Raw genomic sequence first — 18,020 nt, 5'->3', positions numbered from 1 at the left:
AGACAAACATTGGCAGTCAAACTCAAATATGGCGACACCGCGCGTAACGCTCTGAAGTCTTCGAGCTTTCATTCCAAACTTCTGCGCGTCGCACTCATCGCGGCACTTGCCGTCCTGGTCATCGGCGCTTCTGTCTTCGGCTACTTCTACTATCACTACCAGCAGGTCGTCGACGACCGCCTCGCCGCCGGCCCCATCTTCGCCAGCGTCTCGCAGATCTATGCGGCACCGCGCGAGGTCCGCGACGGCCAGAAGCTCTCCGCCTCCGCCATCGCTACCGACCTCCGCCACGCTGGCTACAACGCCAATCCACAGCTCGGTACCTTCCAGCTCAACGGCGACAACATCTTCATCAAGCCCGGCGCCGAGAGCTTCCACACCACCGACGGCGCAACCATCAACACCGAGGGGGGGGTCGTCCAAAGCATCACCGCAGAAAACGGCGTCGCGCTCAGCGCCTACGAGCTCGAGCCCCAGCTCATCACCGCCCTCTCCGAAGACAAGAACCGCACCAAGCGCCGCCTCGTCAGCTACAACGAGATCCCCCCGCACCTCGTCCAGGCCGTCATCGCCATCGAAGACCGCAGCTTCTTCGAGCACGGCGGCATCAACTATCTCCGCACCGCCAAGTGCGGCTTCGAAGACATCGTCTCGCACCACATGAGCTGCGGCGGCTCCACCCTCACCCAGCAACTGGCCCGCGGCTTCTTCCTCTCTCCGGAGAAAAAGATCACGCGCAAGCTCCGCGAGATCATGATCACCTTCCAGCTCGAAGCCCGCTTCAACAAGAAGCAGATCTTCGAGATGTATGCCAACCAGATCAACCTCGGCCAGCGCGGCAGCTACGCCATCAACGGCTTTGGCGAGGCCGCCCAGACCTTCTTCGGCAAGAATCTCTCCCAGCTCGACACCGCCGAGTGCGCCCTCCTCGCCGGCACCATTCAATCCCCCAGCCGCCTCAACCCCTACCGGCACCCCGAGCGTTCCATGGAACGTCGCAACCTCGTCCTAGACTCTATGGTCGAGACCGGCGCTCTCACCGAGAGCGAAGCGAACCGCGCCAAAGCCGAACCCCTTCGCCTCGCACCACCCAATATCGACGGCAGCGAAGCTCCCTACTTCGTCGATCTCGTCCACGATCAGCTCGTCAAACGCATCGGCGATCAGGACCTCTCTCACCAAAGCCTCCGCATCTATACCTCGCTCGACCCCGACCTTCAGCGCGCCGCCTCCGAAGCCGTCGAGGTCGGCATGCGCAACGTGGACGAGATCGTCCGCAAGCAACACAAAACCCCCAAGGGCGAAGAGCCCGGCCCCATCACCTATCCGCAGGTCGCCCTCGTCGCCATCAATCCGCACACCGGACAGATCCTCGCTCTCGTCGGCGGCCGCAACTACGGCGTATCGCAGCTCAACCACGCCGTCTCCGAGCGACCGACCGGCTCCATCTTCAAACCCTTCGTCTACGCGGCGGCCTATAACACCAGCCTCAATAACATGTCGCTCGGCGACAGCGGCGTCTTTACCGCGCTCACCCAACTCGAAGACGAGCCCACCACCTTCACTTACGACAACGGTCGCCAGACCTACACTCCCAACAACTTCAAAGGTGACTTCCGCGGCGAAGTCACCGCAGCCTACGCACTGGCCCACTCGCTCAACAACGCCACCATCGAGCTCGGCCAAAAGGTCGGCTTTGACAACGTCGCCGCCCTCGCCCGCGCCTCCGGCATCACCAACGCCCGCGGCACACCGTCGGTCTCCCTCGGCTCCTACAACGCCACGCCGATCGATATGGCTGGCGCCTATACCGTCTTCGCAAACAACGGCGTCCACCTCACTCCCTGGATGCTGGCCTCCGTTCGCAACCCCAACGGCGATATCGTCTCCGACTTCTCCCCCGAGGCGAAGCAGGTGATGGATCCCCGCGCCGCGTACCTCACCCAGTCTCTACTCGAAGGAGCGATGACCTACGGCACCGCAGCAGCCGTCCGCCAACATGGCTTCGTAGGTCCTGGCGCTGGCAAGACCGGCACCAGCCACGACGCATGGTTTGCCGGATACACCTCCAACCTCATCTGCATCATCTGGGTCGGCAACGACGACTACACCGACGTCAAGATCGAAGGCGCACACGCCGCCGCTCCGATATGGGCTGAGTTCATGAAGCGCGCCATCCAACTCCCCCAGTACTCCGACGTGAAATCGTTCACCCCGCCACAAGGCGTCACCGTCGCCCGCATCGACAAACCCAGCAGCCTGCTCGCCGACCCAACCTGCCCCAGCAACAGCTTCTATGTCGCCTTCCTCGACGGCACCGCTCCTGTCAACACCTGCAGCCAGATGGGCGAAAATCCGCAGAACTTCATCCAGAAGATCTTCGGCATCGGAGGCAGCAAGCCATCCGCCCCGGACACCAACCCATCCGTGCCCACTCCAGCCGCACCCATCGTTAGAACCGTGCCCAACACTCCCCCCGACGGCAACGCTCCCGACGCAACACAACCCGCCCAGCCAAAGAAGAAAAACTTCCTGCAGAAGATCTTCGGCGGAGGCAAAGACAAACAGCCTCAACCCGCGCCCCCACCTCAATAATTCGCTCTACCGCTAGCACCCAATCTTCCCGCGCCGCGTGACTACTGTCTTCCCTACCGGAGCAGCCGTCTCACCCATCCCAACCCACGGCTGACACTCCGGGCACCAATACGTCGACCGCGCCTGCACTCCCTGCTTCCTCATCATCACCAGCGTCCCACACCGTCTACACTCCTGCCCCTGCCGCCCATACACCCAAAGCCTCTCCTCCCGGTTCGACGAGTGTGTCGTTCGGCGGTTCCCCGAGTAAGTCACAATCCCGTCCCCCGCTCCATCCACCACATTCGCCTTCATGTATCGCTGCGATACCTCCACCATCACCTCCATCTCGCGCGGCGTAATCGTCCTCATCGCGCGAAATGGATTCACTCCAGCGGCAAATGCAACCTCGCTCTTATAAACATTCCCTAGCCCCGCCAGCACCCGCTGATTCAACAACACCACCGCAATCTCCGCCTCAGGATTCTCTCTCCCATAAGCAGCCAGCCGCTCCACCCCGCGCCCAATAGTAAACTCCTCCGAAAGAATATCCGGCCCCAGCTTAGGCACCTGATCACTCCGCTCCAGCGACCGCACCGTGTGGAACTCCGCCACCGGAATATTGAACCCCACCGCCTCCCAATCGGCCGTGCGAATCACCACGCGCATCCTCTCGCGACCCATCCACCATTTCTCTCCCGTGCGGTACAGATGCCAGCTTCCGCTCATCAACATATGCGTGACCAGAATCAAATCGCCCGAGAAAAAAATCAAACACCACTTGCCCCGCGACTCCACCTTCTCCACCACACGACCCACCAGCGGAGAATCATCATTAACCCGAGCCAACTTAGCCAGCCCCGTCTCAAACCCGGTTACTACCTTCCCACCCAAAGCCTTCTGCAGCGCCCGCGCAGCCCGATAGATGGTGTCCCCTTCAGGCATTCACCCTCACCTCGCCACGCCCACCCGGCAGCGGCGGCAACCCGCGCCTCACGTTGAATCCCATCGCCCCCGCCGCAAACCCCGCATCCAACAAGAACCGCGCCATCCAATGCTCCGCCACCGCAACACCATTTACAGAAGCGATCAACATCCCACCCCGACCACTCGCATCCTCATCCTCATGCACCCGCGACACCAGAAACTCCGCCACACTCCGTGCCACCTGCGACATCTGCGGCTCCTCCTCCGGCAAAAATACCTGCAGATTCGGATTCCCTCTCCGCAGATAGCCCACCACCGCCCCATCGCAAAGAATCACCCTCGCCCCCACACTCCTTGTCAGCGACGACCCTGCATCCGGAGCCGCCGGCCAACGCAACAACGCGCCGTATGGATTCGCCGGGTCGGTAGCCGCCAGCTGCAGCATCTCCCCATTGTCTCCCTGCTGCGGCACGCGCAGAGTGCGCAACAAATCCACTGCCGCAGGCATCGCAAACTGCGTCGCCCCAAGATCCGCCGCAAAGTATCCACGCCGAACCTTCCCACTCTCCTCCAGAGCCTTCATCACGTCATAGATCGCCGAAAACCCGCCCGGCAGGTTCTCCGCATGCGCCGTCTCGCGAAACACCAATCCATACCGCGTCAACAACTGCTGCGCCATCGCGTGACTCCACTCCGTAGGCGATCGGTCCGTCATAAACGCCGCCGCATTTAGCGCCCATCGTCCCTGCGCCGTCGGCGGAGTCGTCCGCCGCGAACGAAAGCCTCCAGCCTGCTGATGCACCCTCCGCGCCGGCTTCCGCGACCCACTAGCCGCAGGCCTCTCGCAATACGCTCGCAGCGCAGCCATGCCATCGTTAGTCAGCATCCCCTTCCAAACCAGATTCCATAACGCCTCTAGCGTCTCCCCCGGATAGCCGCCACCTATACCGTCATGAAGGTCCTGAAAAAACGAAGCTCCGCGTCCCTTCAGATACTCAACGATCTCCGCTTCTTTGCTAACCTCAGCCACCGACGCGACGATGATCTTTCCAGCCTCATCCCGCAACGCCCGCTCGACCGGTTGTGCAGGAGCGATCGGCCAAAGCGCCGTCAGCTTCTCCGCAAGATACAGCCCAATCCTGCCATCCCTCTCGCCAATCGGGTCGAACCCAACCCAAACCACCTCACCCGCAGCAATCAACGTATCCAAGTCGGATGCCTTATACCCCACCAGCCGCGCAGGCAAGATCTCCCTCTCCAAGATGGAAGCCGGCAGCGGCGCGCCCTGTAGATTCTCGATCACATCCAGCAGCGCATCCAACCCCCGCCTCGGCTGCACCACTCCCTGCCAACGCGTAAACAGCCTCGCCAGCGTCCTCTGCTCCACCGGCTCAACCTCCTTGCACAGCCGTGCCAACGACCGCCGCCGGATCGACCGCAGCACCTCGTTATCGCACCACTCCCGGTGAATACCTCCCGGCCGAAACCCTCCCTCAACGATCCTTCCAGCCTGCACAAGCCGCTGCAACACCGACTCCACGCCATCTACCGGCAGGCCAAACCGCACCGCAGCCTCATGTATCGTAAACGGCCCATGCGTCCGCGCATACCGCCGCAGCAGATCGACCGCCGCATCCGGCACCTCCTGCAAAAAAACGGAAGGAAGTCCCGGCGGCAACGGCACGCCCAGCGCATCCCGGTATCGCGCCGAATCTTCCACCGCAATCACCCGTCTCTCACCCGCGATCTGAATCTCCAACACCCGCCGCGCCCGCATCAGCTTCACCACTGAATCTGCAACCTCGTCCGTTACACATCGCAGACGCAACTCTCCCCAAGTCAAATCACCGATCCGCAGCAACACATCATGCACCCCATCCATGTTTCGCGCACGGTACGTCTCCGCCAGGCACTGCAACTGCTCCTCCGTCTCTTCAATCGCATGGACGTCCAGCAGCTCCCGAAGATCCGCATCCCCCATCAACTCCCGCAGTTGATCCTGATCGATCGAAAGCGCCTGCGCCCGCCTCTCCGCCAACGGCGCATCACCGTCATAGATGTAGTTCGCCACATAGCTGAACAGCAACGCCGAGGCAAACGGCGAAGGCGTCCGCGAATCCACCGTATGCACCCGCAACGACCGGCTCCCAATCCCCCGCAGCGTCTCCATCAGAGCGGGCATATCAAACACATCCCGCAAACACTCGCGGTACGCCTCCAGTAAAATCGGAAAGCTCGCATATCTACTGGCCACACTCAAAAGGTCATACGCCCGCTTCCTCTGCTGCCACAACGGCGTCCGCCCATCCGCCCGCCGTCTCGGCAGCAACAAAGCCCTGGCCGCACTCTCACGAAACTTTGCCGCAAATAAAGCAGTCGATCCCAACTGTCGCAGTACCAGCTCCGCAGCCTCTTCCGCCTCCATCAAAATCGGCTCGACAGCAGGAGCCTCCTCGGTCTCAGGAAAGCGCAGCACAAAGCCATCCTCCGACCACATCGTCTCCACCTCCTGCCCACTCACAGCACGCAACTTCGCCGTCACCGCCATCGCCCACGGCGCATGCACTCTGCTACCAAACGGCGTCAGCACACACACGCGCCAGTCGCCCAGCTCATCCCTCACCCGCTCAATCACAATATTTCGGTCATCGGGAACCACAACAGTAGCGAGCTCCTGATCGGCCAGATACCGCAGCACATTCTCCGCCGCACCCGGCTGCAAATCGTGCTCCGTCGTCAGTCTCGCCACCGCAACGTTTCGCGGCGCGTCCCGCAACTCCCGAACCAGCGTGCCAATCCTCCGTCCAAACTCCAGCGGCCTTCCCGCCTGGTCCCCATGCCAGAACGGCATCTTCCCCGCCTCGCCCGGAGCCGGCGTCACCAACACGCGATCATGCGTAATCTCATCGATCCGCCACGCCGACGCCCCCAGAATAAACGTGTCGCCAGTCCTGCTCTCGAACACCATCTCCTCATCCAGCTCACCCACCCGCACCGGCTTGCTTCTCTGCCCTGCAAGAAAAACTCCATACGTCCCGCGATCCGGAATCGTCCCTCCATTCAGAATCGCAATTCGCTTCACCCCCGCTCTCGGAGTAATCCAGTTCCTCGTCCTGTCCCACGTAATCCGCGGCCGCAACTCCGCAAACTCGTCCGACGGATACCGCCCCGCAAGCATATCCAGCACACCATCGAACGCACTCTGGCTCAACCCCGCAAACGGCGCCGCACTCCGAACCAGTGCAAACAGAGCGGCGTAACTAATCCCCGGGCTTTCCTCTTCTTCCGACGTATGTTTCGTTCGCCGCTCAGCATCCGCAACGTTCAACGGTGGATGCGCAATCACCGCGACCATCTGCTGCGCCAGCACATCCAGCGGATTCCTCAAAAACCGCGTTGACTCCACATGTCCTTCATGCATCGCCCGCGTCACCGCTGCACATGCAATCAGATCAGCCCGATACTTCGGAAAGATAATTCCATGCGAAGGCGCACCCACCTGGTGCCCCGCCCTTCCAATGCGCTGCATTCCACTCGCCACGCTTGGAGGAGCCTCAATCTGAATTACCAGGTCGATCGCCCCCATATCGATCCCAAGCTCCAACGACGAAGTCGCCACCAGCGCCTTGATCTTCCCAGCCTTCAACAACTCCTCAATCTCAGTCCTCTGCGTAGCCGCCAACGAGCCATGGTGCGCCCGTGCAATCTGCTCTCCTGCAAGCTCGTTCAAAGCCCCCGCAAGCCGCTCTGCCACCCGCCGCGCATTCACAAAGATCAGCGTCGACGTCCGCCCCTGGATGATCTCCAGCAACCGCGGATGAATCGACTGCCAGATGGACGTTCGCTTAGGCCCCTGCGAAGCTGGCCCACTCGGCTGCTCCTGAATCTCCCCCAGTCGCGCCATATCCTCAACCGGAACCTCCACCGTAAGCTCCAGCAACTTCCTAGCTCCGGCATTCACCACCGTTACCGGCCGAAACCGCGGCGCACCTACCCCACTCTCAACCGCGCTTCCCTCGCGCCCTGCAACCTCCATCAGCACGCTATTCGTCTCCGCCTCGACCTCCAACTGCTGACTCACATTTGTATCGATATCACCTACATACTCCGAAGCCTCTGCACCACCCAGAAACCGCGCCACCTCTTCCAGCGGTCTCTGCGTCGCAGAGAGCCCGATTCGCTGCAACTTTCTCCCCGTCAGTGCCTCTAGCCGCTCCAGCGACAGCGCCATATGTGCCCCGCGCTTACTCGGTACAAGGGCGTGAATCTCATCCACGATCACCGTCTCCACCGACCGCAGCGCCTCGCCCGCCTCTGACGTCAGCAACAAGTAAAGACTCTCCGGCGTCGTAATCAAGATGTTCCCAGGATGCCTCTTGAACCGCGCCCGCTCCTTCGGCGACGTATCCCCCGTGCGTACGCTGATCTCAGGCATCCGCACCTCGATGCCCTCCCGCTTCGCCATATTCGCAATGCCTACCAACGGCGAACGCAGGTTACGCTCCACGTCCGCAGCCAACGCCTTCAGCGGCGAAAGATACACCACCCGGCATCCACGCCCCTGCTCAGGTGCAGTCCGCATCATCAGCTTATCGAGACACCACAGAAACGCCGTCAGCGTCTTGCCCGTTCCAGTCGGCGCAAGAATCAGCGTCGACTCTCCACGCGCAATCGCCGGCCACCCCTCCACCTGCGGAGCAGTCGGACCATCGAACACCGCCCGAAACCACTTCGCCGTAATCGGATGAAACAGCGCCAACGCCGCATTGCCCGCAGCCGCAAGATCCTGTGGGGGCTCGACCAAGCCAGCACCCTCAGCACTCATTTTTTTCTTCGAACTGGAAGCACTTCGCCGCATCATCTCTCTATACTCTCAGCAGCCGGATGCATAGACAGCCCGCACATAGCCGCATAAGTATAGGATGCAAGCCGGTCCTTCCATGTCCGGCTTCCTATCTCACGAAAAAGATCACGATCCGTTCACCGGCCGGTAAAAATAGCAGTTCGCCGCAAACTCCACTTCAAACAGATCGGTAGAGTCCTCCGCTTGCTCCGCATTCCCCAACACAAGATACCCACTCGGACTCATCTTCCGATGAACATCGCCGAAGAGATGAGTCCGATCGTTCTGCGAGAAATACAACAACACATTTCTCAGCATCACAAGGTCGAACACCGCCAACCGTGGCAGCGGCGCACAAAGATTCGCATACTGAAACTCACACATCGATCGAACTTTATCGCTCACCTCCCACTCCTCCCCATCGCGCACAAAGTACTTCAGCAACATCCGCGCTGGCAACCCGCGATTAACCTCTAGCCGCCTGTATCTCCCCCTCTGCGCGTACTCCAACACCTGTCGAGAGATATCGGTTCCGATGATCTTCACATCCCAGTGCGCGATATCAGGAAAATGCTCCACGATTAGCATTGCAATGCTGTAAGCCTCCTGCCCGGTCGAACTCGCCGCGCTCCATATCCGCAGCCGCCGCTCCTTCATCCGCTGCTCGATCAGCCTCGGCAGAATCACCGCGCGCAGCATATCGTACGGCTTCACGTCGCGAAAGAAGCTCGTCTCATTAATCGTCATGGCCTCCGCCACCGCGCGATGAAGATGCGCCGGCCGCCCCGCCTTCAACATGCCCACAAAACTCTCGAGGTTCGATGCTCCCGAGATACGCGCAATCGGCGTCAACCTCGTATCGAACAGAGCGTTGCGCGACGGATCAATCTGGTTCGAAGACTGCTCCAGCACAAGCTCTCGCAGATAGGCGTAGTCTGAATCAGAGCAGGCCATGCTGCACCTCCCTTCGCGCCGTCTCTACCGCAGGATGCCGGCTCCCTGTCTCATGCTTCGTCACCCACTCCCCACTCACTCTCTGGCGCAGCGCCCCTGCGATCGCCGACAGCGGCAGCGTCGCGTCCGCAATCCCAGCCTCCGACACCCGCCCCGGCATGCCCCACACCGCGGAACTCGCCTCATCCTGGGCCAGCACCACCCCTCCGCCTTCATGTACGGCCCGTGCCCCATCCAGCCCGTCCGATCCCATGCCAGTCATCATTAGCGCCAACGCCCCCGCACCGTACATCCGTGCTGCAGAGTAGAAAAGGTAGTCCACCGAAGGCCTGCAGTGGTTGAGAGGCTCCTGCTGATGCAGCCGCACCCTGCCCCCGCGCATCCCCGTGACTCCCCCTTCCTCACCAGCCATCTTCCGTCGCGGCGCCACCTCCATATGCGCGTCGCCCGGAGCCAACCATATCGTTCCCGGACGGATCATCGCGTCGTCGTAAGCCTGCTCCACACGCAGCGCACAGCACCGATCCAGCCGTTCCGCCAGCGCCCCGGTAAACAACTTCGGCATGTGCTGCACAATCAACACTGGCACAGGAAAATCCGCCGGCAAGCTTGGGAGCAGCTGCTCCAGCGCAGCCGGCCCCCCTGTAGATAGGCCGATCACAATCACCTCTATCGGTGAAAGAGGCTTTGTCGTCGATGTTACCTTCAACCCCGCTGTCGGGATCCCGATCGACGAGCCAGCCCTCACCTCTCCCTTTCGAACAGTGTCCTTCGCCAGTGCAGCAATTCGTGGCAACAACTGACGTGAAAGGGATTGCATCGCCGAGGCAAAATCCCGCTGCTCCGCCGGCTTGGTCACATAGTCCGAAGCTCCCCTCGCCAGTGCCTCAAGCGTGGAACGCGCACCATACTCGGTATACGAGCTGCACATAATCACCGGCAGCTTCGAGTGATCCGCCCGCAGCCGGTCCAGCACATCCAGGCCATTCAGCTTCGGCATCTCAAGATCCAGAACCAACACATCCGGCTGAAGCTGCTTCACCGACTCCAGGCACTCCATCCCATCCCGTGCCATGCCGCACAGCTCCATGCGCGGAAGCTCACTCAGCCGATCCTGCGCATGAGTGCCAAACAGCTTCGCCATAATCCCCCGCATCACCGCCGAATCGTCCGCAGCCAGGACGCGGATGGGCCGTTCCTGCTTCATCTCCATGCTGAAGTTCCTTTATATGTCTGTTCTCAAGCAGCGATAAATCCAAGCAGAAGCATCTTCTCGCGAAGGCTCTCCGGAGTAAACGGCTTCATCAGAAACTCGTCCGCGCCATTATCCAGCGCCGTAGCAATGAACGAGTGATCCGCCTCGGTCGTCACCATCATCACCTTCATCTCAGGACCGAGCCTCGCCGCGCGCAGCGCCTTCACACACTCCAACCCATTCATCACCGGCATATTCACATCCAGCAGCATCAGGTCGAAGTCCTGCTCAGCGGCCAACACACTCAGCGCATCGCTACCGTCCACAGCCTCTTTGCACACAACTCCCATCCGGTGCAGCAGATGTCGCAGATACTCACGGATAAAACTGGAATCATCGACGATCAGGGCTCGCATCCGTACCTCCATTCATACTCGGTCGAAACAACCCAGTCTCCGACAGCCGCGACGGACACAGCTTCATCGGATCCAGGCGAATCATCAGACCGGTCTCCATCTTGTAAGCACCGTCAAACAACCATCTGCCGCGAGCCTCCAGCGTGCACGGATTCGCTTCGAGCTTTCTGCGGCTCACCGTCACCACTCCACCGACTGCATCTACCACTAGCCCAAAACGTTCTCCCGCGCCATCATCCTCCATCACCAGCACACAACAACGTCCCGCATGCTCCTCCATCCCCAGCAGCGCACGCAGGTTCACCGTGGTCAACACCTCACCCCGATACGGCACCACGCCTGCGATAAACGCGGGCGACATCGGCACCCGTTGAAGCTCACGCTCCCCCAACACCTCACGGATCTTGTTCGTATCGATACCAAAACTCTCGCTACCCGCATACAGCGAACAAAGAGACACAGCATCGTCTTCATCCTGTATCTCGTCCGCCCTGTCCCACTCCCCTAGTCTCACGCAACCTCCTGCCATGCCGCTGCACCCGTCCCAACACTCATGCCCGACTCGCGATGAACCATTGTGACCCTGTCCTTGACCATCGCCAGCTCCATCCCTTCGGCGGCATCCGCATCCAGCAGCGTGCCATCGGATACATCGAGCACCTTCCGCACCACCATGCCCACCCGCTGCACTCCACCCGCCACTCGGCCGCCGCAGATCAGCACCGTCACCAACACCTCTTCGCCTGCCCGCTGTTCCAACTCCAGCTCCGCCAGCACACCGCCGTCATCCTTCAGCGGCAACAGCTCACCGCGATACTGCAACAGAGGACGTCCCCCCGCATACTCGATCTGGCTCAGCGGCACGCTCTCAATCCGCTCCACCACATTCAGCGGTAGCGCCGTCCGTCCGCGAGCACCGTCTGCGAAGATCAGGAACGAGGCCTCCGCCCTCCCTGCGCCCTTCGTCTTGCTAGACTCGCTCGCCTCCGCGTCTCCACTCTCTTCCTCGACCGGTTTCACCCCGGCACGCGCCGCCGTCGCCCCAATATCCAGAATCAAAGCCAGAGTCCCATTACCCAGCACCGTCGCTCCGGAGAACAGCCCGATCTCACGCAGCACGGGCGACAGCGGCTTCACCACAATCTCCTCCGGCGACATCAGATCGTCCACCACCAGCCCATACCTGCAGCCCTCCGCTTCCAGCACCGCCAGGTAATGTCCCTTCGACGTCTCAGGAGATTCCGTCTCAAGCCCAAGCAACCTGTCTAGCCACACCATCGGCAGCAATCGCTCCCGCAGTCGAAACAGCTCCGAAGACCCAATCCGCTGTACCACCTGCGCGAACTCCCGCTGCGGTATATCCACCAGCTCCACCAGCGCACTCTGCGGCAGCGCGAAGCTGTGTCCTCCGCTGCGCACCACAAGCGACGGGACAATCGCCAGCGTCAGTGGCACCCGCAGGCGTAGCGTTGTACCCAGTCCTTTGCGTGACTCCAGCTCGACGCTCCCGCCCACCTTCTCGACATTCGCCCGCACCACATCCATGCCGACGCCACGGCCCGAAACCGTCGTCACCGCCGCCGCAGTAGAAAATCCCGGCAGAAAGATCAGCTGCAGCACCTCGCGTTCGGACATCTCCGCGGCCTGCTCCGCCGTTACCAGGTTGCGTTCGATCGCCTTCTGCAACACCCGCTCCGTCGGAATCCCGGCGCCGTCATCAGCCACCTCGATCACCACCGAGCCGCTCTCATGGAACGCCCGCAGCCGAAGACAACCCTCCGCCGCCTTCCCCGCCAGAACCCGATCCGCCGGCGATTCAATCCCATGATCGACCGCATTCCTCACCGCATGCGTCAGCGGATCTTTGATCGCCTCCAGCAGACTCTTATCCAGTCCCGTCTCCTGCCCGCTGAACTCAACCCGCACCTCGCGCCCACACGTCCGCGAGAGATCCCGAACCATCCGAGGAAACTTCCCAAACAGATTCCCAACCGGCTGCATCCTCGCCTGCATCACGGTCTCGCGAAGGTCCGCCGTCACACTATCCAGCCGCCGCGCCAACTCAGGAAAGTTCGCCGCCTCCATCCCGCTCTGCAACATCTGGTTTCTCGTCAGCACCAGCTCGCCCACCAGGTTCATCATGCGGTTCAACACATCGACGTCTATACGCAGCGTCTTATCGCCGCCACCACCGCTTGTCTTCTCCAGCACTGGCCCAGCCGCGCCTGCAACCGGCATCGTGGCCACCGGAGCCTCAGACGTTCGAGTGCCCTCGACGAGCGCAATCTCCAGCCCAGACTCCCGCTCCTCGACATGTTCAGCAGGCATCTGCCCATTCAACTCAGCCAGCTCTGCGATCAACTCCCCATCCTCGTCGCCCGCCCGCGTTCCCTCGCCACCCGTCTCTTCGATCAGCACCAGAATCGCGCGCAGCCCATCCATCAGCCGCAACAGCCCGCTGATCAGGTCCGACGTCACCGTCAGTCTCCCATCGCGCAGCGAGCCCAGCAGATGTTCTCCCGAGTGCGCCAGCTTCTCCAGCCGGTCGAAGCCAAGAAATCCCGTCGTCCCCTTGATCGTATGCACCGCGCGAAAGATCTCGCCCAGCAACTCCGCGTCATCAGGCCGCGTCTCCAGTTCGGTCAGGCACCGTTCCATCCGGTCCAGACCCTCCTGGCTCTCTGCGATAAATTCTTTAGTCAGGTCGTCCACATCTCCTATATCGGGCGCAGAGCTATAACCATTAGCGCACCGCCACTTGCTATCCTCCCCTCACACCCGATAGCCTCACCACATCATGTCGTCTTCTCCCAGCCTCACCGCCGCACAGATCGCCGAGCTAGAGCATCACGCCACCGCCACCGCTCACCACGCCTACGCGCCCTACAGCCACTTCCGCGTCGGCGCCGCGCTCCTTCTCACCAGCGGAGGGATCGTCACCGGCTGCAACGTCGAAAACGCCTCCTACCGCCTCACCGTCTGCGCCGAGCAGTCCGCCATCGCCTCCGCCGTCGCCCTCCACGGCCCCGGCATCCGCATCCGCGCCATCACCGTCGTCAACCTCAACGCCACCGCCAGCCAGCCCTGCGGAGCCTGCCGCCAGACCATCCACGAGTTCAGCACCCCCGACACCATCGTCTTCTTCCCCGGCGCAGACGGCACAGCCCAAACCACCATCGCCGACCTGCTCCCCCACGCCTTCCTGCTCAACAACTCATAACCAAATGACAACCCGATCATGACCACCATCCACCCCATCGACATCATCCTGCACAAGCGCGACGGACTCGCCCTCACCGACGCCGAGATCCACGCCCTCATCCGCGCCATCGTCGATCGCACCACAGAAAAGCAACTCATCACCGACGCCCAGATCGCCAGCTTCCTCATGGCCGTCTTCCAACGCGGCCTCAACCCGCAGGAGCTCGCCACCCTCACCTCTGCCATGCGCACCTCCGGCGACACCTTCGACGCCGCACCCCTCCACACGTTTACCATCGACAAGCACTCCACCGGCGGAGTAGGCGACAAGACCTCTCTCCTCATCGCCCCCATACTCGCCGCCGCCGGCCTTGCCTCGCCCACCCCCGCAGGCATCCCCGGCATCTGCGTTCCCATGATCAGCGGCCGTTCCTTAGGCCACACCGGTGGCACCCTCGACAAGCTCGAGACCATCCCCGGCTTCAACACCCAGCTCAACCTCACCCAACTAGCCGACGTATTAAAAAAATGCGGCGCAGCCCTCATCGGCCAGACCCCGCGCATCGTCCCCGCCGACCGCATCCTCTACGGGCTCCGCGACCACACCGGCACCGTCGAGTCCCCCTTCCTCATCACCGCCAGCATCATGAGCAAGAAACTCGCCGAAGACCTCAACGCCCTCGTCCTCGACGTCAAGGTCGGCAGCGGCGCCTTCATGCCCACCTACGAAAAGTCCAGACTCCTCGCCGAACTCATGGTTCAGACCGGCGAGGCCTCCGGCACGCGCACCGTCGCCCTCCTCACCAGCATGGACGAACCCCTCGGCCGCTTCTCCGGCAACTGGGTCGAAGTCTGGGAGTGCATCGACATCATGCGCGCCACGCACAAAGAAACACGCCATCCAATGTCGCGCGACATCATTCAACTCTCCAACATCCTCGCCGGCTGGATGCTCCACCTCGCCGGTCGCGCCGACACCCCCGAGGCCGGAGCCAGCCTCTCCGACGAGATCCTTCTCTCCGGCGAAGCCTACAAGGCCTGGCTCAGAATCGTCACAGCACAAGGCGGCGACACCGCCATCTTCATGGATCCCGCCGCCCACCACAAGTCCACCGCCACTCGCACCATCACCGCCCCGCACTCCGGCTACCTCGCCTCCATGGACTGCAAACAAGTCGGCTGGGCCGTCCAACGCCTCGGCGCAGGCCGCACCAAACCCGGCGATCCCGTCAGCGCCCACGCCGGTATCGAGATGCACGCCAAGCTAGGCGACCGCCTCGAAGCCAATCAGCCCCTCATCACCCTCTTCGCCGAAGACCCATCCCTCCTCGACGAACCCGAGGATATGCTCCGGAAGACGTTACAAATCTCCGCCACCCCACCCCAGCTCCAACCCCTCATCCACGAAGTAGTCAAAAAGCCGAACTAGAGCCTCTTCGCTTCCGCTCTAGAGCCACTAATCGCCTATTTGAGAATGACGACCTTCAGATTGAGAAGGTCGTCATTCTGATTTAGAGGGTCGTCATTCTGACCCTGAGCGTGTCGAAGGGGAAGAACCCCTGTATTGCGCCTTTGCACTTGCTGTTGCTCTACACCAACTGCGAAACTGCTCTAATCACGGCCAGAGCAGCGCCTCTCAAAGAGAGACCCTCAACCACGCGAAGTACCTACCCGCGTCCCAGCCTGCCGCAACACCTCAGCCGCAGACTCCGGCGTAATATCCCTCTGCGGCCCGCCCAGCAGCTCGAACCCAACCATGAACTTACGAATGGTCGCCGAACGCAGCAGCGGTGGATAGAAGTGAACATGAAACTGCCACTCCGGATGCTCCTCTCCATCGCACGGCGCCGGATGCAGTCCCATCGAATAAGGAAACGGCGTATCGAACACCTCATCGTACGTAGCCGTCACAGTCCTTAAGATCGCCGCAAAGTCCGACCGCTCCGCCTCCGTCAGATCCTGCAGCTGCGCTACACGGCGACGCGGCAGAATCATCACCTCAAACGGCCACACCGCCCAGTACGGCACCACCGCCACAAAGCTCGCATTCGCCGCAACCACGCGCTCACCCGCAGCCTCTTCCAACCCGAGATACGCGCACAGCAGCACCTCGTTCTTCTCCGCGAAGTAGGCCCTCTGCCCCGCGAGCTCGGCCACCAGTTCATTCGGCACCGACCTGCTCGCCCATATCTGCCCATGCGGATGCGGATTGCTCGCACCCATCATCGCCCCGCGATTTTCAAACACCTGCACATACCCAATGTCATCCCGCGCACCAAGCTCCCGATACTGCTCGGCCCACACATCCACCACGGCGCGAATCTCCTCCACCGACATCTTCGCCAGCGTAAGATCGTGCCGCGGTGAAAAGCAGATCACCCGGCACAGTCCGCTCTCGCCCTCTGCCACCAGCAGCCCCTTGCCGCCCTCATCGCTCGAAAACCGCGGAGCATCCGCCTTCAACGCCGCATAGTCGTTCTCAAAGACATACGTGCTCGTGTATTTATCCGTCCGAGCCCCTCCAGCCCGCATATTCCCTGGGCACAGATAGCAGTCCGGATCATAGGTCAGCGCAGCCGGAGCCGCAGGCTTCTCCATCTGTCCCTGCCACGGCCTCTGCGTGCGGTTCGGCGACACCAACACCCACTCCCGCTTCAACGGATTGAACCTGCGATGAGGATTGGTCTGCGCCAAAGGATTCATCGTCCCACCTCCTGTGCCGCCATCGCCAACGCACCATCCCCCGGCGCACACACGAAACACTCCGCCGCGATTGCAGTCTTCTCCGCGTACTCGCCCCGGAGCGCCTCCACAAACGGCTCCGCATCCGCCGCGCGAACCACGTTCACCGTGCAGCCGCCAAACCCGCCCCCGGTAATCCGCGCCCCGTAGCACCCCTCCTGCCGCATCGCAATCTCCACCAACACATCGACCTCCTCGCAGCTCGCCGCAAAGTCGTCACGCATACTCGCATGTGCCTCCACCATCAACCTTCCAAACCGCTCGACATCACCACGCAACAGAGCCTCCTTCGCCATCACAACCCGCCCATTCTCGGTAATAATATGTCGGCACCGCGCAAAACTCGCCGCAGACATCTCATCTCTGCATGCCTCCAGGTCCGCGACCGTAGCATCCCGCAGCAGTTCAATCCCAAGCCGTTTCCGGAGCACCGCCTGTCCTGCCTCCACCTCGTCGCGCCGGTCGCCATACTCTCCCGTCGCCACCGCATGCTTCACCATCGAGTTGCAGATCACCACCCGCACCTGCGCCGGCAGCGGCAGCAACTCATACTCCAGCGACCGGCAATCCAGCAGCATCGCCCTCTCCGCCACAGCGCCCACGACGACGAACTGATCCATAATCCCGCTCTTCGCGCCGACATACTCGTTCTCTGCCCGACGGCACAGCGTCGCAATCTTCTCCATCGGCAACGAAGCACCCGCATGCGCCAGCAGCGCCATCGCCGTAGCCACCTCCACCGACGCCGACGAGCTCAGCCCCGCACCCAGCGGCACATCTCCCACCAGCGTCATATTGAAGCCGCCAACCTCGATGCCCTCCTCACGAAGACACCAAAGCACGCCCGCAGGGTAGTCGCTCCAACGTCCCTCCGGAGACCGCCCCATCGAAGCGATCTCGAACGAAGCCTCTTCGCCAAAGTTCTCCGAATAGAAAACCGCGCGGCCATCCGATCGCCCGCTCACCACCGCCTCCGTCCGAAACCCGATCGCCATCGGCATCACCAGCCCACCCGTATAGTCGGTGTGCTCTCCAATCAAATTCACCCGTGCCGGAGCGCCAAACACTCGCCCTGCCTCTCGAAAACGCTGCTCATGCGCCCGCAGCGCCGTCTCTCTCTCTACCTTCATGCACCACCCGGAAGTTGAAATCACACTCAGAACCTATC

General features: G+C 61.7%; 12 protein-coding genes. 3 read left to right on the top strand and 9 right to left on the bottom strand.

Going from position 1 to position 18,020, the window contains the following annotated elements:
* Window positions 1-9 precede the first annotated feature (9 nt).
* Window positions 10-2,595: a transglycosylase domain-containing protein gene (locus GSQ82_RS23710; protein ID WP_158794724.1), complete on the top strand. Its 2,586-nt coding sequence runs from the start codon at window positions 10-12 to the stop codon at window positions 2,593-2,595.
* A gap of 12 nt (window positions 2,596-2,607) precedes the next feature.
* Here the strand turns inward: GSQ82_RS23710 and GSQ82_RS23705 are convergent, their stop codons facing one another.
* From GSQ82_RS23705 to GSQ82_RS23675, 7 genes are all read right to left on the bottom strand, one after another.
* Complete coding sequence (locus GSQ82_RS23705) at window positions 2,608-3,519, bottom strand: Fpg/Nei family DNA glycosylase (RefSeq protein ID WP_158794723.1); 912 nt, start codon at window positions 3,517-3,519, stop codon at window positions 2,608-2,610.
* Window positions 3,512-8,326 (bottom strand): DEAD/DEAH box helicase, encoded by a 4,815-nt coding sequence (locus GSQ82_RS23700; RefSeq protein ID WP_254061881.1) that lies wholly within the window; start codon window positions 8,324-8,326, stop codon window positions 3,512-3,514. The genes GSQ82_RS23705 and GSQ82_RS23700 overlap by 8 nt, the downstream gene beginning before the upstream one ends.
* A gap of 144 nt (window positions 8,327-8,470) precedes the next feature.
* Entirely contained in the window at window positions 8,471-9,298 is an 828-nt protein-coding gene (locus GSQ82_RS23695; protein ID WP_158794722.1) for a protein-glutamate O-methyltransferase CheR, read from the bottom strand.
* Window positions 9,285-10,505 carry a chemotaxis response regulator protein-glutamate methylesterase gene (locus GSQ82_RS23690; protein WP_158794721.1) on the bottom strand — a complete coding sequence of 407 codons (1,221 nt, stop codon included), beginning with the start codon at window positions 10,503-10,505 and terminating at the stop codon, window positions 9,285-9,287. The genes GSQ82_RS23695 and GSQ82_RS23690 overlap by 14 nt, the downstream gene beginning before the upstream one ends.
* Before the next feature lie 32 nt (window positions 10,506-10,537).
* Window positions 10,538-10,909, bottom strand: coding sequence for a response regulator (locus GSQ82_RS23685; protein WP_158794720.1), 372 nt, complete (start codon window positions 10,907-10,909; stop codon window positions 10,538-10,540).
* On the bottom strand, window positions 10,887-11,423 hold the full coding sequence (locus GSQ82_RS23680; RefSeq protein ID WP_254061880.1) for a chemotaxis protein CheW: 537 nt from the start codon (window positions 11,421-11,423) through the stop codon (window positions 10,887-10,889). The genes GSQ82_RS23685 and GSQ82_RS23680 overlap by 23 nt, the downstream gene beginning before the upstream one ends.
* Window positions 11,420-13,621 carry a chemotaxis protein CheA gene (locus tag GSQ82_RS23675; protein WP_158794718.1) on the bottom strand — a complete coding sequence of 734 codons (2,202 nt, stop codon included), beginning with the start codon at window positions 13,619-13,621 and terminating at the stop codon, window positions 11,420-11,422. The genes GSQ82_RS23680 and GSQ82_RS23675 overlap by 4 nt, the downstream gene beginning before the upstream one ends.
* A gap of 85 nt (window positions 13,622-13,706) precedes the next feature.
* Here GSQ82_RS23675 and GSQ82_RS23670 point away from each other — a divergent pair, with 85 nt between their 5' ends.
* Entirely contained in the window at window positions 13,707-14,129 is a 423-nt protein-coding gene (locus GSQ82_RS23670) for a cytidine deaminase (protein WP_158794717.1), read from the top strand.
* Window positions 14,130-14,147: 18 nt separating this feature from the next.
* Entirely contained in the window at window positions 14,148-15,539 is a 1,392-nt protein-coding gene (locus GSQ82_RS23665) for a thymidine phosphorylase (RefSeq protein ID WP_158794716.1), read from the top strand.
* A 221-nt stretch (window positions 15,540-15,760) separates the two neighbouring features.
* On the opposite strand, the gene GSQ82_RS23660 is transcribed toward GSQ82_RS23665, so the two are convergent.
* Together GSQ82_RS23660 and galK are read right to left on the bottom strand one after the other, a co-directional pair.
* Window positions 15,761-16,813, bottom strand: coding sequence for a UDP-glucose--hexose-1-phosphate uridylyltransferase (locus tag GSQ82_RS23660; RefSeq protein ID WP_158794715.1), 1,053 nt, complete (start codon window positions 16,811-16,813; stop codon window positions 15,761-15,763).
* On the bottom strand, window positions 16,810-17,982 hold the full coding sequence (gene galK / locus GSQ82_RS23655) for a galactokinase (RefSeq protein ID WP_158794714.1): 1,173 nt from the start codon (window positions 17,980-17,982) through the stop codon (window positions 16,810-16,812). Before galK ends, GSQ82_RS23660 begins: the two co-directional genes overlap by 4 nt.
* Window positions 17,983-18,020: the final 38 nt, after the last annotated feature.

This window comes from Granulicella sp. L60, from assembly GCF_009765825.1.
Lineage (GTDB): Bacteria > Acidobacteriota > Terriglobia > Terriglobales > Acidobacteriaceae > Edaphobacter.
Note: the sequence above shows the minus strand (reverse complement) of the source record. Positions and strands in the feature narration are given on the sequence as shown.